This window comes from Bacillus sp. RO2, from assembly GCF_012911845.1.
GTDB lineage: Bacteria > Bacillota > Bacilli > Bacillales > Bacillaceae_I > Sutcliffiella_A.
In genome coordinates, this window is sequence record NZ_JAAXCU010000011.1 from 15364 (window position 1) to 35605 (window position 20242).

At 39.4% G+C, this 20242-nt stretch carries 32 protein-coding genes; 28 read left to right on the forward strand and 4 right to left on the reverse strand.

The window, feature by feature from the left end; translation table 11 throughout:
* Window positions 1-12 precede the first annotated feature (12 nt).
* Window positions 13-582, reverse strand: a complete 570-nt coding sequence (locus tag HF078_RS01040) for an MEDS domain-containing protein (protein ID WP_169289466.1) — start codon at window positions 580-582, stop codon at window positions 13-15.
* 198 nt (window positions 583-780) lie between these two features.
* On the opposite strand from HF078_RS01040, the gene HF078_RS01045 reads away from it, so the two are divergent.
* The 24 genes from HF078_RS01045 (at window position 781) to HF078_RS01160 (ending at window position 14440) form a co-directional block, all read left to right on the forward strand.
* Window positions 781-1059, forward strand: a complete 279-nt coding sequence (locus HF078_RS01045) for a hypothetical protein (RefSeq protein ID WP_169289467.1) — start codon at window positions 781-783, stop codon at window positions 1057-1059.
* Window positions 1060-1273: 214 nt separating this feature from the next.
* On the forward strand, window positions 1274-1528 hold the full coding sequence (locus tag HF078_RS01050; protein ID WP_169289468.1) for a hypothetical protein: 255 nt from the start codon (window positions 1274-1276) through the stop codon (window positions 1526-1528).
* Between the two features lie 23 nt (window positions 1529-1551).
* Complete coding sequence (locus tag HF078_RS01055; protein WP_169289469.1) at window positions 1552-1830, forward strand: hypothetical protein; 279 nt, start codon at window positions 1552-1554, stop codon at window positions 1828-1830.
* Window positions 1831-1850: 20 nt separating this feature from the next.
* Complete coding sequence (locus HF078_RS01060) at window positions 1851-2156, forward strand: hypothetical protein (protein WP_169289470.1); 306 nt, start codon at window positions 1851-1853, stop codon at window positions 2154-2156.
* A gap of 66 nt (window positions 2157-2222) precedes the next feature.
* A complete protein-coding gene (locus HF078_RS01065; RefSeq protein WP_169289471.1) occupies window positions 2223-2528 on the forward strand; it encodes a hypothetical protein in 306 nt (101 codons plus the stop codon).
* A 124-nt stretch (window positions 2529-2652) separates the two neighbouring features.
* A complete protein-coding gene (locus HF078_RS01070) occupies window positions 2653-3888 on the forward strand; it encodes an MFS transporter (protein ID WP_169289472.1) in 1236 nt (411 codons plus the stop codon).
* A complete protein-coding gene (locus HF078_RS01075) occupies window positions 3881-4444 on the forward strand; it encodes a histidine phosphatase family protein (RefSeq protein ID WP_169289495.1) in 564 nt (187 codons plus the stop codon). Before HF078_RS01070 ends, HF078_RS01075 begins: the two co-directional genes overlap by 8 nt.
* Window positions 4437-4589, forward strand: a complete 153-nt coding sequence (locus HF078_RS01080) for a hypothetical protein (protein ID WP_169289473.1) — start codon at window positions 4437-4439, stop codon at window positions 4587-4589. Before HF078_RS01075 ends, HF078_RS01080 begins: the two co-directional genes overlap by 8 nt.
* A 224-nt stretch (window positions 4590-4813) precedes the next feature.
* Window positions 4814-5542: an alpha/beta fold hydrolase gene (locus tag HF078_RS01085; RefSeq protein WP_169289474.1), complete on the forward strand. Its 729-nt coding sequence runs from the start codon at window positions 4814-4816 to the stop codon at window positions 5540-5542.
* A gap of 221 nt (window positions 5543-5763) precedes the next feature.
* Window positions 5764-6282: a GNAT family N-acetyltransferase gene (locus tag HF078_RS01090; RefSeq protein WP_346775297.1), complete on the forward strand. Its 519-nt coding sequence runs from the start codon at window positions 5764-5766 to the stop codon at window positions 6280-6282.
* A gap of 3 nt (window positions 6283-6285) precedes the next feature.
* Complete coding sequence (locus tag HF078_RS01095; protein WP_169289475.1) at window positions 6286-6711, forward strand: NUDIX hydrolase; 426 nt, start codon at window positions 6286-6288, stop codon at window positions 6709-6711.
* Between the two features lie 14 nt (window positions 6712-6725).
* A complete protein-coding gene (locus HF078_RS01100) occupies window positions 6726-7511 on the forward strand; it encodes a phosphotransferase family protein (RefSeq protein WP_169289476.1) in 786 nt (261 codons plus the stop codon).
* A 15-nt stretch (window positions 7512-7526) separates the two neighbouring features.
* Window positions 7527-8306, forward strand: coding sequence for a phosphotransferase family protein (locus HF078_RS01105; protein WP_169289477.1), 780 nt, complete (start codon window positions 7527-7529; stop codon window positions 8304-8306).
* Complete coding sequence (locus tag HF078_RS01110) at window positions 8275-8718, forward strand: ASCH domain-containing protein (RefSeq protein WP_169289478.1); 444 nt, start codon at window positions 8275-8277, stop codon at window positions 8716-8718. The genes HF078_RS01105 and HF078_RS01110 overlap by 32 nt, the downstream gene beginning before the upstream one ends.
* Before the next feature lie 28 nt (window positions 8719-8746).
* Window positions 8747-8947, forward strand: a complete 201-nt coding sequence (locus HF078_RS01115) for a hypothetical protein (RefSeq protein WP_169289479.1) — start codon at window positions 8747-8749, stop codon at window positions 8945-8947.
* A 93-nt stretch (window positions 8948-9040) separates the two neighbouring features.
* Window positions 9041-9544, forward strand: a complete 504-nt coding sequence (locus tag HF078_RS01120; protein WP_169289480.1) for a GNAT family N-acetyltransferase — start codon at window positions 9041-9043, stop codon at window positions 9542-9544.
* 207 nt (window positions 9545-9751) lie between these two features.
* A complete protein-coding gene (locus tag HF078_RS01125) occupies window positions 9752-10399 on the forward strand; it encodes a 2OG-Fe(II) oxygenase (protein WP_169289497.1) in 648 nt (215 codons plus the stop codon).
* A gap of 282 nt (window positions 10400-10681) precedes the next feature.
* Window positions 10682-10870 carry an NUDIX domain-containing protein gene (locus HF078_RS21240; RefSeq protein WP_169289481.1) on the forward strand — a complete coding sequence of 63 codons (189 nt, stop codon included), beginning with the start codon at window positions 10682-10684 and terminating at the stop codon, window positions 10868-10870.
* Window positions 10871-11143: 273 nt separating this feature from the next.
* On the forward strand, window positions 11144-11605 hold the full coding sequence (locus HF078_RS01135) for an NUDIX domain-containing protein (RefSeq protein WP_169289482.1): 462 nt from the start codon (window positions 11144-11146) through the stop codon (window positions 11603-11605).
* Window positions 11598-11990 carry a nucleoside 2-deoxyribosyltransferase gene (locus HF078_RS01140; RefSeq protein WP_169289483.1) on the forward strand — a complete coding sequence of 131 codons (393 nt, stop codon included), beginning with the start codon at window positions 11598-11600 and terminating at the stop codon, window positions 11988-11990. The genes HF078_RS01135 and HF078_RS01140 overlap by 8 nt, the downstream gene beginning before the upstream one ends.
* 6 nt (window positions 11991-11996) lie before the next feature.
* A complete protein-coding gene (locus tag HF078_RS01145) occupies window positions 11997-12455 on the forward strand; it encodes a hypothetical protein (protein WP_169289484.1) in 459 nt (152 codons plus the stop codon).
* Window positions 12456-12572: 117 nt separating this feature from the next.
* Window positions 12573-13061, forward strand: coding sequence for a hypothetical protein (locus HF078_RS01150; protein ID WP_169289485.1), 489 nt, complete (start codon window positions 12573-12575; stop codon window positions 13059-13061).
* Window positions 13062-13077: 16 nt separating this feature from the next.
* Window positions 13078-13758 carry a GDSL-type esterase/lipase family protein gene (locus HF078_RS01155; protein ID WP_169289486.1) on the forward strand — a complete coding sequence of 227 codons (681 nt, stop codon included), beginning with the start codon at window positions 13078-13080 and terminating at the stop codon, window positions 13756-13758.
* 82 nt (window positions 13759-13840) lie between these two features.
* A complete protein-coding gene (locus tag HF078_RS01160; protein WP_169289487.1) occupies window positions 13841-14440 on the forward strand; it encodes a YdhK family protein in 600 nt (199 codons plus the stop codon).
* Window positions 14441-14493: 53 nt separating this feature from the next.
* Here HF078_RS01160 and HF078_RS01165 read toward each other — a convergent pair whose 3' ends face one another.
* From HF078_RS01165 to HF078_RS01175, 3 genes are all read right to left on the reverse strand, one after another.
* Window positions 14494-15177, reverse strand: a complete 684-nt coding sequence (locus tag HF078_RS01165; protein WP_169289488.1) for a response regulator transcription factor — start codon at window positions 15175-15177, stop codon at window positions 14494-14496.
* Entirely contained in the window at window positions 15155-16537 is a 1383-nt protein-coding gene (locus tag HF078_RS01170; RefSeq protein WP_169289489.1) for a sensor histidine kinase, read from the reverse strand. Before HF078_RS01170 ends, HF078_RS01165 begins: the two co-directional genes overlap by 23 nt.
* Window positions 16538-16651: 114 nt before the next feature.
* Complete coding sequence (locus HF078_RS01175) at window positions 16652-16987, reverse strand: four-helix bundle copper-binding protein (RefSeq protein WP_169289490.1); 336 nt, start codon at window positions 16985-16987, stop codon at window positions 16652-16654.
* A 187-nt stretch (window positions 16988-17174) separates the two neighbouring features.
* On the opposite strand from HF078_RS01175, the gene HF078_RS01180 reads away from it, so the two are divergent.
* The 4 genes from HF078_RS01180 (at window position 17175) to HF078_RS01195 (ending at window position 20163) form a co-directional block, all read left to right on the forward strand.
* Window positions 17175-17645, forward strand: a complete 471-nt coding sequence (locus HF078_RS01180; RefSeq protein WP_346775299.1) for a GyrI-like domain-containing protein — start codon at window positions 17175-17177, stop codon at window positions 17643-17645.
* A 14-nt stretch (window positions 17646-17659) separates the two neighbouring features.
* Window positions 17660-18079 carry a VOC family protein gene (locus HF078_RS01185; RefSeq protein WP_169289491.1) on the forward strand — a complete coding sequence of 140 codons (420 nt, stop codon included), beginning with the start codon at window positions 17660-17662 and terminating at the stop codon, window positions 18077-18079.
* 65 nt (window positions 18080-18144) lie between these two features.
* Window positions 18145-18720 carry a DUF4256 domain-containing protein gene (locus tag HF078_RS01190; RefSeq protein WP_169289492.1) on the forward strand — a complete coding sequence of 192 codons (576 nt, stop codon included), beginning with the start codon at window positions 18145-18147 and terminating at the stop codon, window positions 18718-18720.
* Between the two features lie 144 nt (window positions 18721-18864).
* Window positions 18865-20163: a DUF2268 domain-containing putative Zn-dependent protease gene (locus HF078_RS01195; RefSeq protein ID WP_169289493.1), complete on the forward strand. Its 1299-nt coding sequence runs from the start codon at window positions 18865-18867 to the stop codon at window positions 20161-20163.
* The last annotated feature ends 79 nt before the right edge of the window (window positions 20164-20242 follow it).

Genomic DNA, 20242 nt, shown 5'->3' on the forward strand with positions numbered 1-20242 from the left:
AGCCCTCTTTTTTCACCCATTTATAGTAGGTTGGTAGAATTCTGATACAACCAATTTATCTTCCATTAATATATAGGGGTGTGTTTCTAATAAAATATTTCTGAGATAATCAGGCATTTTAGCTCCTTCATAAGCACATACCAAAGGGAAATCAAGCTGATGCACGGCATTATCCACAATACGCTCAAGGTCTTCCACAATATGCAAAGGACCGTCCATTGTTGCCCACTCTACATGTGCCCATGAGCGGAACGGAAGCTTTTTATCTACTAAATGCTGAACAGTGTTTACAAAGTAATCATAGATTGCCGGGGGATGGTAACTTCCACTAGAAAAATAGAAGTCGAAATTGTTCACCCATCGAACTAACTTCATTTGCTCTTCTGATAAACGATTGCTCAGCTTCTGTTCTAGCATTGGATAAATCCGTTGATTTTCAATGACGATAACATAATCTCCCGCTGATACCCCTGATTGAACAAAATCTACTAGCTTCTCCAAGTATTCTTCCCGTCCTTTGTAGGAAAAAAGAACATGGATATTCCTTTGTTCTTTAAACAGATCGTTCATTCTGCTTTTCAAGTAATCACCCCTTTATATCTTTTTTTTATCTACTTACTATACTACTAGAAATCATGGGCAAAAGCGATGGGCGGAGGAAAGATAAATCTAATGGCGAATTGCAGGAAAAATAAACCACTATATGGAATTTATATAGGTTGGATTTTTTTTAGAATTAGCGAAGCAGTGAAAATAAATATAAAAGGAGTTGTTGTATAGATGCCATTCATAGTGATTGTATTGGCATTGTCTATTGGGGTGGGAGTATTCCTTAGCCGGAAGTATCACAATAAGGCGTTGATTATCTGGGGAGTTATTACTATGCTTTCCATTGCACCATTTTTCAGCTGGATTGTGGCGATGATAGTTGCAGTAAATGCAGGAGATGGGTTCGCCGGAGTGGCAGTTATGTGGTTAATGTTTCCGGTATTGTTTTTGATAGGAGTTGGGATGGTAGGTGCTGGTGTGTATAAGAAGGTGACGGGGGAGAACCTGTAGGGGGATTTATTGATAGTCGCACCAATTCTAGCCCAAATCCTCCTCTAAATATGGTTTGGACATTTTGGAGGCAGCTTCGGACATTTAGTCAACGTTTTAAAAGGTGGTTTGGACAATTATTTTGGGGCCTTCGGTCATTTGAAAATTTGGTTCGGTCAACTTTCCCAAATCTTCGGACATTTAACAAAATGATGGTCCGAGGGAGGATGAAAAAATGAAAAATATCGATAAAAGAAACCGTTTGGATGAATCACCGTTCAGTTACCGCATTTCCAAGGACAATACCGTTTTCCTTGATTATGAAAACCGCCAAGTGAAAATTCTAAAAGGGAAAGAAGCGAATAAATTTCTTGAGAGGGTGGAAGCTGCCGAAGATGATAAAGCTAAGCAATTGATAATGGCAAAAGTAACAGGAAATTTCAGAAGAGGCAATGAGAGAAGTGCAAACTCTGATAAACAAAATAAATAGGGAATAGGGGAGGGATTACACAATTGAATCTTAAAATCCGTTGGTTAGTCTCAATCGCACTGGTCATTTTCACATTCTTATTTATTTCAAAAGGTCTCCAACTTTGGTCATACGGATCAGCTGTTGATGGAGGAGGTATTGGAGTGTATTTCCTAGGATTGGAGATTAACGACAGAGTAATAGAAGTCTACATCCCAATTTATGCGATTGGGTTCTTTATTGCAGGGCTATCCACATTACTATTAAGCATAATTAATTTTACAAAATTACTGTTAAAGTCAACTTCACGGAAGGCAGTTTAATAACTGGGGGAATTTCATTTATGAAAAAGAATCTAATCATACTAATCTCTCTTATTGCTGTTGTTCTATTGCTGCATTCTACTCCCCACATCGCCCTAAGAACCTATGTCTTTTTCAGTGGCTACCCAATCATCGCTCTGACAACAAATATTGTGGATGATGAATATCATAACCGAGTGGATAAAGAAAAATTTAAAGAATTAAATGGGAGAGCATATACCTTGACCAAACCGCCTATTGAAAAGGCGACACAGGGAGAATTGAGGAATTATCTTGTCCGGAAATTTGGTATTTTTCACTATGTGGAGTTTATTGGGGAAGTGTAAAAGTTAGATAGAGATATGGAGCAAGGTTAAAGTTGCCGTTGGCTGATTAGAGAATAGGGGGACCTTATGAAATATACTCTAACCATCATTAGTACGGTATCAGTGGGTATTGGTTTTATATTATTATCTCTTTTCATACTTGAATTTGTCGGTGAATTCTCCTCCAAAATGGAAGGTGTTTATTATAGTCTCGGAATTCCATGGCGGTATCCGATGTTTGCCGCCATATTGGCATTTGGAGTAGGGATGTTCCTTGACCGGGGCAGCAGGAAATATGCCATGGCCGGATTTATGGGGCTTGCTGTTTTGTTCCTCAGTTTAATCACCATTTACTTAATCGTATTTTTTAATTTTGCTAGTGTAGGTGGGTAATTGAAAAGTACTGGTAAATTTTTGAAACTAATATGATATAGTAATAAATGTAAAATGAGAAACATATGCATCGGGGGACCTCCGATGCTTTTCTTTTGAGTGATTATTAGAAAAGGGTGGTCACATGTCTTCTTGGAAGTACCCCGTCTTATTGATTTCCGGAATCGGTATATCTTATTTGGGGAGTTGGATTTACTTAATCGCACTAAATATATCCATTTTAAATATGACTGGTTCTGCAGCGGCGGTTGCGGGATTATACATAATCAGGCCCATCGCGATTTTATTAACCAATACGTGGGCTGGAAGTGTCATTGATAGGGTGAACAAAAGGAAGCTGATGATCTGGGTGGATGTTGCTCGTGGGGGATTGGTGTTCCTCATTCCATTCATTGATTCTCTTTGGACTATCTACTTTATTTTATTAGTTATCAATATGGTCGGGGCATTTTTTGGACCGAGTTCTTCGGTATACATAACGAAACTTATTCCAGTCACCGAACGTAAAAGATTTAACTCATTCATGAGCATGACAAGTTCTGGGGCGTTCCTTTTGGGACCGGCCATTGCCGGATTCTTAATCATGTATGTGAGTACAGACATATGTATCATAATCAATGCTGTAACGTTTTTAGTATGTGCATTTTTCATTTTCTTGCTGCCGGATGTAGATGAAAAGATGGAAAGTGTGCGGGAACCCATCCGTTTTGCAACGCTGTTGAGAGATTGGAATGTAGTCAAGGATTTCTCCAAGAAAGCCACATTTTTCATAACCGTCTATCTCTTGTTTCAATCTGCTATGCTACTTGGATTTGCATTAGATTCACAAGAGGTGACCTTTGTCAAACAAGTCCTGGAATTGTCCGACCGTGATTATGGACTAATTGTTAGTTTAACAGGACTCGGGGCCTTGGGCGGTGCGTTTGTGTCGGCACTCGTCGCAAAAAAAGTGCCATTAAAGGTTTATTTGGGAGTCGGCATGTTTTTAACCTCAGTAGGATATGTAGCCTTCTATGCATCTTATGATTTTTTGACCGCTACCTCTGCCTTTGTTTTCCTCGGCTTCTTTATGGCATTTGCCAATGCAGGATACGCGACATTTTTCCAGAACACTGTCCCTGTTGACATCATGGGAAGATTCGCGAGTTTAACAGAAATGTTTCAAGGTATCGTGCAAATAGCACTGACCTTGCTCCTGGGATTTGCAGCTGAGGTGTTCACTTTACAACTTGTATGCTTGATATTTTCGGGTGTTTCAACTCTTTTCGCATTAGGTTTATTACTTACTATTTTAAGACCGTCGAAAGCAAGTTATTTTAGCGAAGAGGTCCGTTTAATAAGGGGGAGATATGTTGACTAATCTGTATTTCATTAGACATGCCCATTCAATTTACACAACTGATGAATTGGAGCGGCCCTTATCAGAAAAAGGTTACAAAGATGCTGAGAGAATACTAGCCTTGATTCAACCTGACAATATTGATGTGGTAGTTTCCAGCCCTTATAAAAGAGCTGTTCAAACAGTGGAAGACGTGGCGAAACACTATAATCTGGAGATTGAGATTTTTGAGGACATGAAAGAACGCAAGTTGACAGCTAAGCCTGCCGCAGATTTCACAGCAGCCATCAGAAAAGTTTGGGAGGAACCAAACTTCGCATGGGAAGGCGGCGAATCCAATTTGGAGGCACAAGCAAGGGGTGTGAAGGTTATCCATTACCTATTGGAAAAGTACGAAGGAAAGAATGTGGCGATCGGAACGCACGGAAACATCATGGTTTTAATTATGAACTATTTTGACAAGCAGTATGATTTCTCGTTTTGGAATAGTTTAGATATGCCGGACATCTACAAGTTAACGTTCGATGGGGATGTGTTAGTTGGAGTGAGGCGGTTGTGGGAGGGGGGACATGGTTAAAAAGAAACTACTGTTTATAGTCATCTTGTTTGGAGGACTTTTAAGTTATTTTTTTCTGGATGAACGTAAAACTCCAGGCGTTGATGAAGTGTTTTTACTGCCAGAAGGGTTTCAGGGGAGGTCCCTGAAAATGGGAGGATTTTGACATCGTCTCCTCAAAATTTCTTAGTTAATTTTGGGTGGCATAAAATTTATGTTCAATATACCAATGATGAAGGGGCAGCAATCCAAGAAATGATGGACGTTACAGCACTTTATAGGAGTGGAACTTCTACCACAAATAGTGATAAGACAACAGAGAAAAGTTGGTACCTGTTCGATACAAGCAAAGAAACTTGTCAATAAAATCGGGGAAGGTGTGAGGGATATATGTTATTACATACTGAAGTTTTTGGAGATGGAGAACCAATCGTATTTTTACATACAGGCTTGCAGTCGGGGATGACTGATTTTGAAGAACAAAGGGATTATTTTCATTCGGAATTTAAGGTAATTTTGCCTGACTTAAGAGGGCACGGGAAGTCCTTATCAAGAGATTACTCTAATTTTTATGAGGATAGTGCTTCAGACTTAAAAGATACGTTGGATTACTTAGGTGTGGAATCTGCCCATGTTGTTGGCTGTTCCATCGGTGCATTGGTTGGATTATTTTTGGCGAAAAGGTTTCCGAAGAAAGTGAAGACCTTAACACTTTCTGGGATGATGCCGGAGAAACCTGCTAATTGGTCGGAAATACATAAGAATATGGTAGAACAGCAATCTAGGATTTTGGAAAATGAACAAGTTGTAGCCTACTTTGACCAGCTTCATGGTGATGGATGGAGGGAGTTTATCAATTTGGCTAGGCAAGAGGATTCCTATCCATTTGAAGACATTGACGATTTGGGTGAGCTAAAAATGCCAACATTGTTCATGGTTGGAGAAAAAAACGCGGATGAAGCGAAGGGAGCCGTCATTGTCCCACAGTTAAATAAGAAAATACACGTATCAGTTATACCGTTTGCCGGACATCTAGTTCATTCCGAGCAGCCAGAGGTCTATAACCAGATTTTGAACAGGTTTTTGGAGAAATATAGCGTCGTTGGTGTAAATAATTAGTGAAAATAGCCTTTAAGCGGAAGGAGATTACCTCAACTTGATGAGGCAGCAGGGTGTCAGGGAAATATATCAAGAAATTTGGCAATATATCAATAATTTTTGAGATTTATCAATAAAATTCAGGATATATCAAGAAATCTAGTGATTTATCAAGAAATTTTGAGATATATCAAGAAATCTAGAGATTTATCAATAATTCAATCGAGAGGTGCGTGATATCAGTGAAATCTACCGAAACCGGGTACGTGCCAATTCAACTAAGAGCCCTTTTAATGGAAGATTTCCCTGTGGTGGAAAAATGGAGCAAAGATAATGCGTTCTGCCTTGCGAATGGCTGGGAAATTGGTAGAAACGAGGATGAACTTTATTCATGGTGGCACAATTGTGTACATAACCACCCCCATGACTTTTTAAGATTAGGAATTCAATATGAATCAAGATTAATTGGCTATGCAGACTTGGCATACATCAATGGTAATAGCGCAGAGCTTGGCATCGCCATAGGAGAAAGCAAAGTATGGGGACATGGAGTCGATACGGAAGCTTTGAAGCAATTAATGATCTATGCAACCGGAAAGTTTGGCACTCAACTTTTTGGTGCAGAAACGCATGAAGCCAACACACGCTCCAGAAAAATGTTAGAGAAACTAGGATTCACCGAGATTAGCAGAATTGGGTCTGAAGAATACATGGGGATAGAAAGTCAGTTGATTCAGTACAGATTTAACAAGGGGGAATAAACAATGGTACAAAAAGAAAGAGTGACTCCTAAACACATCGTTTCGGCAGCGACAGTTGTTTTGAATGACAAGAATGAAGTCCTTTTAATTAAGGGTCCACGCCGTGGATGGGAGATGCCTGGCGGACAAGTGGAAGAGGGTGAATCATTAAAGGATGCTGCCATCAGGGAAACGAAGGAAGAGTCGGGAATCGATGTGGAAATCGTGAAATTCTGCGGAGTTTTCCAAAATGTCAGTGGCTCCATATGTAACACGCTGTTCCTGGCTAGAGCGGTTGGCGGAACACCTACTACCTCACCAGAGAGTTTGGAAGTTGGTTTCTATCCTGTAGAGCAAGCGTTGGAAATGGTGACTTATATGAATTTTAGAGAGCGGATTGAATATTGTTTAAAAGAAGAAATGATTCCTTTTTACATAGAGTTTAATTAACTGGAGTGGTCACGATGAAACCAATTCAACTTGAAGAAGTTCCAATTGTAATAAAAGATTATGTGAAGAACATTCATTCCATCACCTTCCCCCGCCAAGGGTGTACATCTGATGTTGGCATCATTCAAAGTGACATTGGTAGATATGCTCTAAAACGGACCAAGAAACCGCAATTCAATGCGTGGTTAAAAAAAGAGATAAAGGTATTAAGAGGCTTGAATCAGGAAACCTCACTGCCTGTTCCGAAAGTTGAACAATTTGTTGAGGCAGATGGACAGTCTTGGGCATTATTAGAGTTTCTAGAAGGGGAAACGGTAAGGGCTGCGTTAAGCAAAACCCATCATAAAGGGAAACGGGAAGAGTTGTTAATAAACTTCGGTAAAGTCGTATCTGACATCCATGCTACCCCGTGTCCGGAAGCCTTAAAGAGCGAAAAAATTTGGTTGGATGATATGCTGAATCAAGCAGTATACAATCTACAAAACTACGAGGTGGATGGTTCGGAAGACTTGTTGGAACAAATTAAGGAAAACCGACCTAGTAAAACGAAACAAACCCTTATCCATGGCGACTTAACAGTTGATAATGTTTTAGTACATAATGACGTGGTCACAGGAATCATTGACTGGAGCGGGGGAGCATTTGGCGATCCAAGGTACGATGTATCTTTGGCTATTAGACCGAAACCACACATCTTTGAGTGGGAAAGGGATAAGTTATGTTTTTTTGAAGGGTATGGAGGCAGCATTTTGAGTAATGAGGATTATGACTATTTCATCAACCTTTATGAGTACTTTTAAAAGGGGGAATGTGTAATGAAGCTAGGAGAGCCAATTGCATCTGGCAACACTGCCAATATTTATCTTTATAAAAATAAAATCATCAAAATTTTTAAGGATCATCTTCCAGAGACCGAACCTGAATATGAAGCTCGTAAACAAAAGGTTGCCTTTGAAAGTGGTCTAAGGGTTCCTAAATTACTCGAAGTCACAATAGTGAACGGAAAACAGGCAATCATCATGGAATATGTGAAAGGGAAAACGCTAGGTGAACTCGTGAAAGAGAACATGGATCAAGTAGAGTCTTTTCTGGAAATGTCGGTTGATATTCAGATGGAGATTCATACGGTGCTAGCTGAATCGTTGGAACCTATGCGTTTCAAACTTCAGCGTCAAATAGAAGCAGTTGAAGGATTGGATAAGCAAGTAAAAACGTCATTGCTAAAGAAACTGGAGTCGATGACTGTAGAAAACAAGCTCTGCCACGGGGACTTCCACCTCTATAATTTGATAAAATCAGATGAAGAGGTTTTCATCATTGATTGGGTAGATGCCAGTACAGGTAATCCACGGGCAGACGTTTGTCGTACATACATACTTTATTCCCAGGTTTCAAGGGATATCGCAGAATTGTATTTGAAACTATATTGTGAGAAAAGTGGTTGGAGTCAACAAGAAGTATTGGAATGGGCACCAATCATCGCGGCAGCAAGGCTTTCTGAAAATGTCGCTACAGAAGATTCGGATAGATTAATGAAATACTTATTTATGGAGGAGCATAATCATGAATCAAGCATCTTTAGAGTACTGGATTAATTATTGGGGAGATCAAGATAAACCAGAAAGAGTAACAGCTTGGCAGTTCGGAGGCAGTCCGGACTATCTGGCACAGTTAGTAATAGATGGAGTGAAAACAGCGACCTGTTCTGGTTATGTCTTTTATGAAGTGGAAAATGAACCTCTACCAACTACTGAAGATTATAGTGTTGTTCTGAACAGTAATGACGAACCGGTTGCCATTATTAAGACGGTGGATGTTCAAATTATGCCAATGAACGAAGTGCCAGAAGAGTTTGCAATTTCAGAGGGAGAAGGAGACCGTACTTATAAGTATTGGTGGGACGCACATGAGCGCTTTTTTACAAAAGAGCTGCGTGAAATTGGTAGGGAATTTTCTGAGGATATGATGTTGGTTTGTGAGCGGTTCGAATTGGTGGATGTTAAGTAGTTCTAAGTTCAAAAATTGAGGTGACTTTATGGACGTCAAATATTATTGCGACGGTGAATTAATCTATGAAACTCACACATCTGATTTAAGTGGACTTATGATGGCGATTGAAAAATCAAACAGTATTCATTTCGAAAATGATGCCTATTCCTTTGACGCTTTTTTCTTGAATCACTACGAACAAGATGGGATTTGGTTTGAAGAACTGGTGGTTTATTTGGTGAAATAGAGAAAGAAAAACGCAGGTGGTAAATTATAGTGCAACCTGCGTTTTTTTTAGCAATCATCAAGTAGATTAGTAATAGAGGAAGTGATAAAGAATATGAAAATTTCCGAATCTGAACGATTGATTTTAAGAGTCTTGGAACCTAAAGATGTTCAACACCTTGAAAGAATCTGGGGTGATGATGAAGTAATGAGATTATGCACAGGTGCCACCTCTCATGAAAAGTTTCCTAGAATTATTGAATATTACAAGGAATGCCAAGCGGCCAAAGGTTTGTCTGTTTATGCGGTGGTAGAAAAAATTTCTGGAAATGTCGTTGGTACTGCTGGCTTTAATGTGGAGGAATCAATGGAGAAAGTGGAGCTCATTTACCATTTTGCGATAGAAGCTTGGGGAAAGGGTTATGCTTCCGAAGCGGCTTGGGCGTGTGTGGAAATTGCAAAAGCGCATAAAGCTGTAAGCTACGTGTTTGCTTCAGCAGACCCAAATAATAAGGGGTCCCTAAAAGTGCTAGAGAAAGTAGGATTTGATTATAAAGGCATGAAGTGGTTTGAGGATACTAATCAAGAAGAGCCTTATTATGAACTGACGGTTAAATAAATAAGTATAGAATACATGAAATTGCCATAAAAAGAGATAGCAATAAACCTCTCCACAGTGTAAAATTATCTCAAATCAATTCGATTTAATTAATGTTAACAGGGGGAAATGCACGCAAATAGAATACAGTTGACTATCGTTGCACAGGTACAGGTTATTTTTTCAGAATATTAATAACACGATAAAAGAGGTTGATGTTAGTTGGCGATGGATACAAAGGATTTAACTGTTAAGGAACAGACTATTTTCCCTCATGTTGGCAATAAAATAAAAACAGAAGATAGAGAAATTGCGATAATTGCACGTATGGAAGAGCCGCTGGTGGTTGTGCTTGCAAATGTACTTAGCGATGAGGAATGTGATGCGCTGATTCAATTGTCCAAGGATAAGATGAAACGTTCGAAAGTTGCTAATGGCATGGAAGTGGATGCCATTAGGACAAGCAGCAGTACTTTTTTCCAAGAAGGCGAAAATGAGCTTGTAGCTAGGATTGAAAAAAGAGTTTCGCAGATTATGAATGTACCTGTGGAACATGGGGAAGGTTTGCAAATCCTGAACTATCAAGTAGGACAGGAATACAAGGCACATTTTGATTTCTTCAAGTCTTCAAACAAGCCGATAAGCAATCCACGAATTAGCACGCTAGTTATGTACCTGAATGATGTAGAAGAAGGCGGGGAAACTTATTTTCCTAAGCTCAAATTCTCTGTTTCTCCTCAAAAGGGAATGGCAGTTTATTTTGAGTATTTTTATGATGATCAAGAATTGAATGAATTGACTTTACACGGCGGTTCGCCTGTCGTAGTGGGGGATAAATGGGCAGCAACGCAGTGGATGAGAAGGAAGAAATACTAGAATTGAGAACGCTAATCTCTTAGGAGGTTAGCGTTATTTGCATTTTTGGGTGGAATGGAGGGGGAAGGTGCTTCCTTGAAACTTTATTTTCCATTACACGAGTTTTATTTTCCGAAACACACACTTTATTTTCCGTTACGGAAATATACGAGCCAAATCTCGTAATTTATTTTCCGTTTCAAAGATATTCGAACCGTTCGACAAACTCTCCGAAAATTCGACACACCCCTCCGAAACTTATCCCCCATCCTATACGTCATATACATAACTCAACTAAGATCAATGGTAGGCAACGAAAAAGTAATTGTGGTGGTTGCGGGAGCATTTGTTTTCGATGGACAAGGAAAGCTGCTATTACAGCAACGTTCACATAATGCACAATGGGGTCTGCCAGGAGGCTTCATGGAGATTGGAGAAAATATAAGTGATACTGCACGAAGAGAAGTCAAGAAGAAACCGGTCTCCACTTAGAACAACTCGAGTTTTTTCGGAATCTATTCAGGGCCAGAGCACGATAAAACATTCGCTAACGGAGACCAGGTTATCCCTAGTGCAAGTGCTTTTTACTTGTAAGCAATATAGCGGACAACTGGTCACCAGTAATAATGAGTCACTTAAAGATGATTTTTTCCACCTGCATAGTTTGCCAGGAAATATCTTTACTGTGCATCGAGTTATCATTGATGACCTTCTGACAAAAAAGACCCTCCCGAGCGTTAAATGAAGATAAGGGGATGAACAGGAATGCCTATATCAGATTACTATCGTAAGTTACGTGAAAAAGTGGGGACCGACCTTTTGCTTCTCCCGAGTGTTGCCGCAGTCATCAGAAACGATAAGTCGGAAATTTTGTTTCAATATCCTAGGAACAGTGATGACTGGAGTTTTCCAGCTGGCGCCATTGAGCCTGGAGAGTCGCCAGCCGAAGCGGTAGTCAGAGAAGTCCGGGAAGAGACAGGGCTCGAGGTAGAGCCAATAAATATAATTGGTGTTTTTGGAGGAAAGGAATTTCGACACACCTACGCAAATGGAGATCGAGTAGAATATCAAGTAACAGTATATGAATGCAAAATAATCAGTGGTACGTTGGAAGCGATGGATGGAGAGTCGGAGATATTAAAGTATTTTAAAGAAGAGAATATACCAAAGCTCGCGTTGCCGTATCCGGAATGGGTTTTTAAAAAAAGGAGTGAAAGGCATGCATAAATTTTACATAGCATCAAGCTTAAGCAATATAGAAAAAGTACGAGAAGTGAGTAAACGTCTCAAAGATAAAGGCTTTATCCATACCTATGATTGGACTAAAAATGAGCGCGCCGCTACTTTAGAAGACCTAAAAGAAATCGGCGAGAAGGAACTTGTTGCCGTGTTAGAGGCAGACTTTCTAATTGTCTTACTGCCTGGGGGAAAGGGCAGTCATATTGAATTTGGGATTGCCCTTGGTCAAGGTAAGAAAATATTTTTGTATTCAGAGAATGATGATATAAATAACGTTGAAACGACAAGCACTTTTTATCATCTAGACAATGTTGAGAAGGTTATGGGAACTGTTGAAGAACTGTTGGAGAGAGTAGATTTAAAAAAGGAGTGAACCAATATGCAAGACTTCATTATTGTTCTCGTTATACTCTGTATTATAGTAAGCCCAATCTTATATTTCCGATTAGGAAAAAGGAAGATTGGCTATCTAAATCTATTTACGGTCGGTCTCTTTTTGGTGACTTGGGGAACGGGAATATGGATGGGGATTGAGTTTGATTGGAATATTATTATCCTCCTCTGGTTTCCTTCCTTAGTCATATCGACTCTATTTTTGTTAGTCGCAGCTAGTATAATTTTCTATAAAGTTGCCCCGAAAATAAACCGTGTGCTTTTACCGTTTATCATACTGAGTGTGCTAGTTATAAGTTTCCGTGTGAACAGGTATATACTCGTTTATGATATTTTCATTTTTTTTGATATCATCCTTGAATACTTGACTCCTATGTTTCTATTCACCATATTAATAATCGGAGCTTTTCAATACGATCGAGGAGTTGGCAGGCAAAAAGCATAACCTTCCATCCTATTAATTTCCATAAATACGACACATCTTCTCACCAACCTACTACCTCTGATTTAGTAAAATAAGGATATAAAGATAATTCCTAACATACGAAAAGAGGAGATATGGTTGGAGGCTAAGCTAAATTCCAAGAAATTTTTATTCTATTTTTTCGGTGGATACTTGTTTTTAATTGTGGCGCTAATCTTTTTCTCTTCGTCAGCAGATATTTCCGGTGGAGGAAGCACAGAAAATATCGTACCATCCTTTGAAGAAGGGATGGCGCATACGGAGAAAAAGAACGAAGAGAAAGCGAAAAAAGAGCCATTATGGGATGTGCCAAATCACATTGCTGCACCAATTCTAATCATGGCATCCATACTCGATATTGTCATAATACTCCTTTGGGCGCGTAACGAGAACAGAAAACGGGAGGCTCAAGAAGCTGGTATTATTCCAGTGAAGAAAAGATGGTCAGATAGTAAGTGGTTTTGGAATCTCATAGCATTGGGTGTTGTACAACCGAAAAATGGTAGAATTGTTGTGAACTGGCGTAATTTAATTGCAACAGGAATTCTGTTGACCGTATTGAAATTTGCTATCCTAGACCAACTGTAAAGTGGAGGAATACTCTATGAAAATCGCATGCATTGGTGACAGTTTAACAGAAGGTAAACCAGGCGTTTCCTACTTTAAGATGTTAAAAAAGAAATACCCAGACATTAAGTTCGTCAACCTTGGAAAGGGAGGGGAAACGGTCAAAAGTTTACATACAAGGATTTCCAAAAATAAGATAGATCGAAATTATGACCTTGCCTTCCTCTGGATTGGAGTCAATGATATTTATTCCAAACTATTAAAAGTCCAGGCACAACCGATTACTAGAAATTCAGAAGAGTTCCGGGAATGCTATGAAAATGTACTAGAAATAATCAAGCAATCTTCCAAAAAGGTTGTGGTCGTGTCTCCAGGGTTGATTGGGGAAACCCTCAACTCTTCCAACAGAGGCTTGCTCAATCTTTCTATGATTCTGAAAGAAATGTCAAAAGAACATAAGAATGTATCGTTTATCGATCTACACCAAGCATTTACCCACCAGTTAGAAACCTTGCAGTCAACAGATTACCTCAGTACAGGTCTAGGAAGACTTGTGAAGGATGTTTTTCTCTACAGAAGTCCAAAGAGTGTGGACAGATTGTCAGCGAAAAGAGGGTTGCACCTGACAATTGATGGTGTTCATTTGAATAGTAAGGGCGCGAATATTGTTGTGGAGGAATACACGAAGATTATAGACCAGGTTCTCGCTATAAGATAACACAATGGATGTGCTTTCTTCATATTTTCTGCAAACTTTTTGGGTACACTACAAAAATAGTTCCAAAGGGAGGTTATTTTGCATGGAAAAAAGAAAGTTATTAGGAATACTAACAATGGCGGCGGCCATTACATTGTCCGGTTGTGCAGCAGGGGAAAATGATGAGGCGACGCCAAATAATAATCAAGCCAATAATAGTGCAGAAGAAGATTCTCACCAGGGAGGCCATGGCGATCACTCCGGTATGGATATGTCAGGTTCAGGTGAAGTTCCAGAAGGCTTGAAGGAAAAGGAAAATCCAACATTTGAAGTGGGAAGCAACGCTACTATTACACATGCACATATGCCTGGAATGGAAGGAGCGGAGGCAACTATTGTCGGAGCATATGAAACAACTGTCTACGCAATTTCCTATGACCCGACAGATGGCGGGGAACGAGTGGAGAATCATAAGTGGATCATCCATGAGGAAGTGAAAGAGGCACAAAATGAGCCATATCAAGTTGGCGATGAGGTAGAAGTGGGGGCTGACCATATGGAGGGCATGCAAGGTGCAACGGCAACCATTGATTCTGCTGAACAAACAACGGTTTATATGGTGGACTTCACTCTCACCGACAGCGGGGAAGAAGTAACAAATCATAAATGGGTGACGGAAAGTGAGCTATCCACTGAAGAATAGCATAAAAAAGCTTGGAGGTAGAAGTCGGATTAACGACATTCCTCCAAGCTTTATTAATCATTCCACCTATACCCTACTCCCCAGATAGTCTCAAGGTGTTTGTCTACTTCAAACCCAGCATTCCGCAGCTTGCTTCGAAGGTTTCGGATATGCGAATCAATGGTGCGGTTCTCTGTTTCCGAATCAAATTCCCATAATGACATAATCAAGTGCTCTCTGGAAAATACTTTATCTTGGTTTAAAAGAAAAGCTTCAAGTAGCGCGAACTCTTTTGGTGTAACAGAGATTTTCTCTCCGTTATATTCTACTTGGAAAGAAGAAGTGTTAAGAACCAGCCCTTTAAATCGCAAAGAATAAGTAGGGGTATCTACCACTTTCGTCCGCCTCATCACAGCTTCTATTCTTGCGATAAGCTCTTCCTCGTTAAAAGGCTTTGAGACATAGTCATCTGCTCCACTTTTAAGGCCCCGTACAATATCTTCCTTATCATTTCTGGCTGTAAGCATGATGATGGGGACATTGGAAATTCCCCTGATTTCTTTTAATGTTTCCCAACCATCAATTTTAGGCATCATAATGTCCAGTAAAACAATATCCACTTCTTCCTTCTTTTCTAGAAAAGTTATGGCTTCTCTTCCTGACTGGAATTGGATGCACTCCATCTGGTAAGGAGTCAGATAAAGTGTTAATAAATCTAGCATTCTTTTTTCGTCATCAATTAGTAGAACTCTTGTCATTTTCGCTCTCCTTCCATGCAATGGTGACGGTAGTTCCGACATGTTGTTCACTACTTATAGTCAGCTTGGCGCCGTGGGCTTCCACTAGCTCATTTACAATACTCAATCCAAGACCGACTCCACCTGTTAAGCGAGAACGAGATTTCTCTACCCGATAAAAACGATCTAGAATGTGGGGGATGTCTACTTCTGGGATTCCTATTCCTTCGTCTTGAATGATAAGAAAATATTCTTTTTCATTCTTATTTAGTTGGATGGTCGTGGTAGAGCCTGCTGACGAATATTTCAGCGCATTGTCCAATACATTCAACACAATCTGTTCGAAGCGTCTCGGGTCTATTAGTACTTCAAAGTTTTGATTATGTTCAAACATTAACTGTACCCCGGCGTTTTTGAAGGCCGGCTTTACTTTTTCATAAATGGGCAGAATGAATGTTTCCATATCCATCCTTTGCGTTTGAATGGAAAAAGTATTCTGGTCCAACTTTGCCAATTCGAATAAATCTTCGAGCATATTTGATACCCGTGTTGCTTCTTCATGGATAATATTCAGGTATTCCAATCTGGATGATTCCTCAAGATTTGATTTTCTACCTAGATCAGCATAACCCTTAATATAAGTTAACGGTGTCCGCAGTTCATGTGAAATGCTTGCGAGGAATTCTTTCCTCTCCTTCTGCAAATGATTTAAGTGATTGGACAAGGATTGTATGGCTTCTGCTAACTCCCCAAGCTCATCCTTTGTTTTTATTGGTAATTTTACCGAAAAGTCACCATCACTGATCTTTTGTGTAGCATCTTTCATACGGATTAATGGCTTGGTCAGTAATTTTATAAGAAAGATATTTGTTACTAATAAAAAAAGCATAATAATAACTACCGCTATGGCAAAGTGGTGATTTAATTGCTGAATGATTTTCTTTAGAGTGTCGGTACTTTTCAGCATATAAACATACCCTGTCGATCCGTCTCCTGATTGAAAAGGGGAGACAGTGGCAATGAATGCTTCGTGTTTCCAATCACCCTGGACCACGCCTTCTTGAGTCGGTGAAGCTTCTATGTTTATGTAATGCGGCAGATTACTCTTTTGCATGGATGAGCCAACTATTGAATTGTTCTCATCTATTATTATGACTTCCGTATCAGTATTGGACTCCATCAACACAATATGCTGAAGCGTATCAGTGGTAGAAGAAGTCAGCAAAACATCCCGATGGCTATTTCCCCTCGACAATAAAGAATTCAATTCCTCTTTTACTAGAGAATCAACCACATGACGGTGCAACACTAACATGGAAACCGATTCTATAACTATTAGACATATAAAAAACCATAAACCAAGTTTAGTAGAGAATTTCATCACAGTTCTCCTGTATCTTAAAAGGTATGTATTCAGTTTACCAAGAAAATATAGAGAAAGTATGCAGAAAAATGAAAAACGCGCCATCTATATGACGCGTATATAGCTTCTATATTAGTGGCTAATCATTTCTCTACAAGCAGCAGCACAACGTCTGCACGCTTCCGCACATTTCTGGCAGTGGTCATGGCTGTGTTTACTACACTCATCCGCACATGCCTCGCATATTTCTGCACACAGGCTGCAAATCTGTTCCATAAAAGGACTGTTGGATTGAATTGCTTTTGCTGCAAATCCACAAATATCCGAGCATTCTCTATCCAAGCGGATGCAGGCGGCCATCATGTTCACATCTTCCTCGTTCAGACAAGCATCAAAGCAGCTGTTGCATGCCTCCATACAAGCAAGGCATTCCTCTAAACACTTTTGGTGCACTTCATTACTTAACATAATCAAAAGCTCCTTTCAAAAGTAGTTTCCGTATTAGTTTACCCGTCAACACAGGTTAATAACGTAAAAGTGGAAACTCCTAAAAATCTGCAAGGTTTTGTCACAAAATACAAAAATGGATTGAATTTACAGATAGTATTTGAAATAATCAGAAATATAAGCTGTGTAAGGAGTGACGTTATTGAAAGTGAAAAAGATGAAAGAACCAGTTATCAAAAATCTGAATGAATTAAGACTAACAGGGTTCCGGGTATTATGCGCAGGGAAAGAGTATCCAGTTGAAATACCCAAAGCTTCAAAGCTACTTGAATCACGCTTGTTTGAAATTAAGAATGTGAAGAATAAAGATATTCAGTTTGGGGCTTTCATGGTAGATATTCCTTCGCAAGAGGAAGACGGATATTGGGTGGCGGTTGAGGTGGAGGAGTTTGAAGATACACCTGAGGGGATGATCACGCTGACAGTTCCTGCACAAAGGTATGTATCTGCAAAGTATGAGGGTCAAGCCACTGGCATTTTTAATGCATATGATGAATTACATAGCTGGGCTGCAGAGCAAGGGTACAAACGACTTAAAAACAAATGGCATGTGGAAATCTTTGAATCTTGGGAAGACCCTAATAATATAGTAGTAAATTTATTAGATACCATTGAATAAAGGGGGATGCTGAAATGACAGAGAAATTATGGAGAGTGGGAACAACGTATATTCCCGTTACAAATGTGGATGCTTCTGCTGAATGGTATATAAGTAAGTTGGGTGCGGAATTGAGTTATCAGGATCAGGACAAAGCGATCATCAACTTTGCAGACCAAAGTATGTTTCTTGTAAAAGCAGAGGAAGGGCAAACTTCAAATTTTACGGATGCAAACGGGCAGGTTCGTTTCTCTTTAACTTTTGAAGTAGATGGTTTAAGCGCATTAAAAACCATGCACCAAGACTTTATAGAGAGAGGTATCAAGGTAGGCGAGATTGAAAACAGAGGGCATGCCGGAAGAAATTTTGTATTTGAAGATTTGGATGGGAATAAGTTTGATGTGTGGAGTGAGCTGAGTGTAAAGTTTAAAGAAAAATACTTTAAGCAACTTTAACCATTCAAGACATTTTTTCTAACGGTATAATGTATAGACCAACTTATATAGAGGAGTGAAATCATATGACAAATAATACTACTAGTGAAAAGAGTCTATCATCAGAACAAATGGAAGAATTAATATCTGTATTAAAGAAGCGGTTTGAGAAAAACATGCATCGTCATGAGGAGCTTGAATGGAATCAAGTTCAAGCGAAGCTGGAAAGTAATGTGGAAAAGCTTTGGTCCCTCTCCGAAATGGAACGTACCGAAGGAGAACCTGATGTCATTGCTTATGACAAAGAAAAAGATGAGTACCTATTTTGCGATTGCTCAAAAGAAAGTCCGAAGGGGCGCAGGAGTGTTTGTTACGATCGGGCAGCACTTGAAGCAAGAAAGAAGTTTAAGCCAGAAAATAGTGCAATGGACATGGCAAATGAAATGGGAATTGAAATGTTAACAGAAGAACAATATAGAGAATTACAAAAGCTAGGGGAATTCGATTTAAAGACATCCAGCTGGGTGCAAACACCCGAGGAAATTAGAAAGCTTGGCGGTGCATTATTCTGCGATCGTCGCTTTAATCACGTTTTCGTGTACCACAATGGAGCTGATTCTTATTATGGTGCGCGGGGATTCCGTGGGATGCTAAGGGTATAATTAACGATATTTGAAAAAGACGTGGAAGTTAAAATTCTTCTGGGTCTTTTATTTTTTATGTAAAATTGGAAACTTTTTCATCTGAAAATCGTATATAGAAAACAGAGAATAAACATTTAATAGCAAGGAGGCATTGCATATTAATTGAAAACAGTAGTCAGCAAGATATTAATAGTAGTAAGTGTACCCATACTTTTCGTCCTTTGGTTTTATAATCATGAAGTAATTGATGGGGACTATTCTAAACTAACAATTAAATTGCCAAATGAAGGCGTGGCTGTCATTGAGGAGAAAGAAAGAATTAGGGATATCATTAATTCTATCAATAAAAGTCCACGGAACTTAGGTACTGAAAAGCCATGGTACAACTATGAACTAGCTAGTCTTATTTTTGAAAATGATAGAGGAGATAGCAAAGCGGTTCATTATATGATGGAGAACCAAAATATAAAAATTAGATTTGGTGAAATAGATACAAATTTAATGTTTAAGGAAGAGGACTTTCAAGAGAGTGAAAATGCTTCAGCAGCCGTGATGGAAAATGAAGATCTGGAAAAAGTGATACTAGATCATGGAACCGTGGAAACATATAGCATCAATGGTCAAACTTTTGAAATTATTCCTTATCATCAACCTTATTTAGATTTTATAAATGAGCTTGAAGTGACAAAAGGTAATCGGGAGGAACTGTTTTCAACCTATGTCGTTAAGCCTTTTAGTAAAGAGCTTTATGGACATGAATATTACGGTGAGGAAGATCCCTTCTACGTTGCCCCAGTCAATACGGATAAAATGAAAGAAATGATTATACAGCTGGATGAACAGTATGAGGAGATTAGTAGATTTATAAAAGAGGGGTTAGAAGACTCCACTGCTTTATTGACCGGCACCGAAACGGTCAGAATCTATCTTCAGCCACACAGCCCGGATTTCAATTATATAGAGATGGGTGGTGTTGTGGCATTTGCAGCAGATAAGGATGTCATGGTCCTGCAAATTGATCCAAGGAAATATACGGAAAAAAGCATTAAACAAACCATTGCACACGAATTCCATCATGTAGTAACCATGGAGGTTTCCGACTGGTCCTATCGAAAGCAGCATCTCTTGGACAGGGTGATTATGGAGGGGAAGGCAGACACTTTTGGAAAAATGGTCTATCCTGATTATGATGTTGCATGGATTGAACCTTTAAGTCCTGAAGCGACCAACAAAGTTTGGAGCTTTATTGAAGAAAACAAGGGTTCTTATGACGTGGAAGATTTGACAATGATACATCTCGGCCGCCCTTCATCTGGCATTCCTAAATGGTCTAATTACAGAATTGGTTATCGGATTATGGAAGATTTCTTGGAAAAGAATCCAGAGGTTACTCTCGAGGAATGGACCGGGATGAGAGCGGATGAGATTTTGGAGTTAAGTGGATATGGAGTGGGTGAGTAGACAGAGCTGCGGGGTATTGCTGTTCTTTACGCCCAAAATGTTGAAATGAAAAGGAAAACGGTAAGAGAGAGAGGTTCTC

Bases quoted from the DNA above. Each gene is read 5' to 3' on its own strand.
- HF078_RS01045 (WP_169289467.1), top strand. From the start codon at position 781: ATGCCATTCATAGTGATTGTATTGGCATTGTCTATTGGGGTGGGAGTA.
- HF078_RS01050 (WP_169289468.1), top strand. From the start codon at position 1,274: ATGAAAAATATCGATAAAAGAAACCGTTTGGATGAATCACCGTTCAGT.
- HF078_RS01060 (WP_169289470.1), top strand. From the start codon at position 1,851: ATGAAAAAGAATCTAATCATACTAATCTCTCTTATTGCTGTTGTTCTA.
- HF078_RS01065 (WP_169289471.1), top strand. From the start codon at position 2,223: ATGAAATATACTCTAACCATCATTAGTACGGTATCAGTGGGTATTGGT.
- HF078_RS01070 (WP_169289472.1), top strand. From the start codon at position 2,653: ATGTCTTCTTGGAAGTACCCCGTCTTATTGATTTCCGGAATCGGTATA.
- HF078_RS01080 (WP_169289473.1), top strand. From the start codon at position 4,437: ATGGTTAAAAAGAAACTACTGTTTATAGTCATCTTGTTTGGAGGACTT.
- HF078_RS01085 (WP_169289474.1), top strand. From the start codon at position 4,814: ATGTTATTACATACTGAAGTTTTTGGAGATGGAGAACCAATCGTATTT.
- HF078_RS01095 (WP_169289475.1), top strand. From the start codon at position 6,286: ATGGTACAAAAAGAAAGAGTGACTCCTAAACACATCGTTTCGGCAGCG.
- HF078_RS01100 (WP_169289476.1), top strand. From the start codon at position 6,726: ATGAAACCAATTCAACTTGAAGAAGTTCCAATTGTAATAAAAGATTAT.
- HF078_RS01105 (WP_169289477.1), top strand. From the start codon at position 7,527: ATGAAGCTAGGAGAGCCAATTGCATCTGGCAACACTGCCAATATTTAT.
- HF078_RS01110 (WP_169289478.1), top strand. From the start codon at position 8,275: ATGAATCAAGCATCTTTAGAGTACTGGATTAATTATTGGGGAGATCAA.
- HF078_RS01115 (WP_169289479.1), top strand. From the start codon at position 8,747: ATGGACGTCAAATATTATTGCGACGGTGAATTAATCTATGAAACTCAC.
- HF078_RS01120 (WP_169289480.1), top strand. From the start codon at position 9,041: ATGAAAATTTCCGAATCTGAACGATTGATTTTAAGAGTCTTGGAACCT.
- HF078_RS01125 (WP_169289497.1), top strand. From the start codon at position 9,752: ATGGATACAAAGGATTTAACTGTTAAGGAACAGACTATTTTCCCTCAT.
- HF078_RS21240 (WP_169289481.1), top strand. From the start codon at position 10,682: ATGGTAGGCAACGAAAAAGTAATTGTGGTGGTTGCGGGAGCATTTGTT.
- HF078_RS01135 (WP_169289482.1), top strand. From the start codon at position 11,144: ATGCCTATATCAGATTACTATCGTAAGTTACGTGAAAAAGTGGGGACC.
- HF078_RS01140 (WP_169289483.1), top strand. From the start codon at position 11,598: ATGCATAAATTTTACATAGCATCAAGCTTAAGCAATATAGAAAAAGTA.
- HF078_RS01145 (WP_169289484.1), top strand. From the start codon at position 11,997: ATGCAAGACTTCATTATTGTTCTCGTTATACTCTGTATTATAGTAAGC.
- HF078_RS01155 (WP_169289486.1), top strand. From the start codon at position 13,078: ATGAAAATCGCATGCATTGGTGACAGTTTAACAGAAGGTAAACCAGGC.
- HF078_RS01160 (WP_169289487.1), top strand. From the start codon at position 13,841: ATGGAAAAAAGAAAGTTATTAGGAATACTAACAATGGCGGCGGCCATT.
- HF078_RS01165 (WP_169289488.1), bottom strand. From the start codon at position 15,177: ATGACAAGAGTTCTACTAATTGATGACGAAAAAAGAATGCTAGATTTA.
- HF078_RS01170 (WP_169289489.1), bottom strand. From the start codon at position 16,537: ATGAAATTCTCTACTAAACTTGGTTTATGGTTTTTTATATGTCTAATA.
- HF078_RS01175 (WP_169289490.1), bottom strand. From the start codon at position 16,987: ATGTTAAGTAATGAAGTGCACCAAAAGTGTTTAGAGGAATGCCTTGCT.
- HF078_RS01185 (WP_169289491.1), top strand. From the start codon at position 17,660: ATGACAGAGAAATTATGGAGAGTGGGAACAACGTATATTCCCGTTACA.
- HF078_RS01190 (WP_169289492.1), top strand. From the start codon at position 18,145: ATGACAAATAATACTACTAGTGAAAAGAGTCTATCATCAGAACAAATG.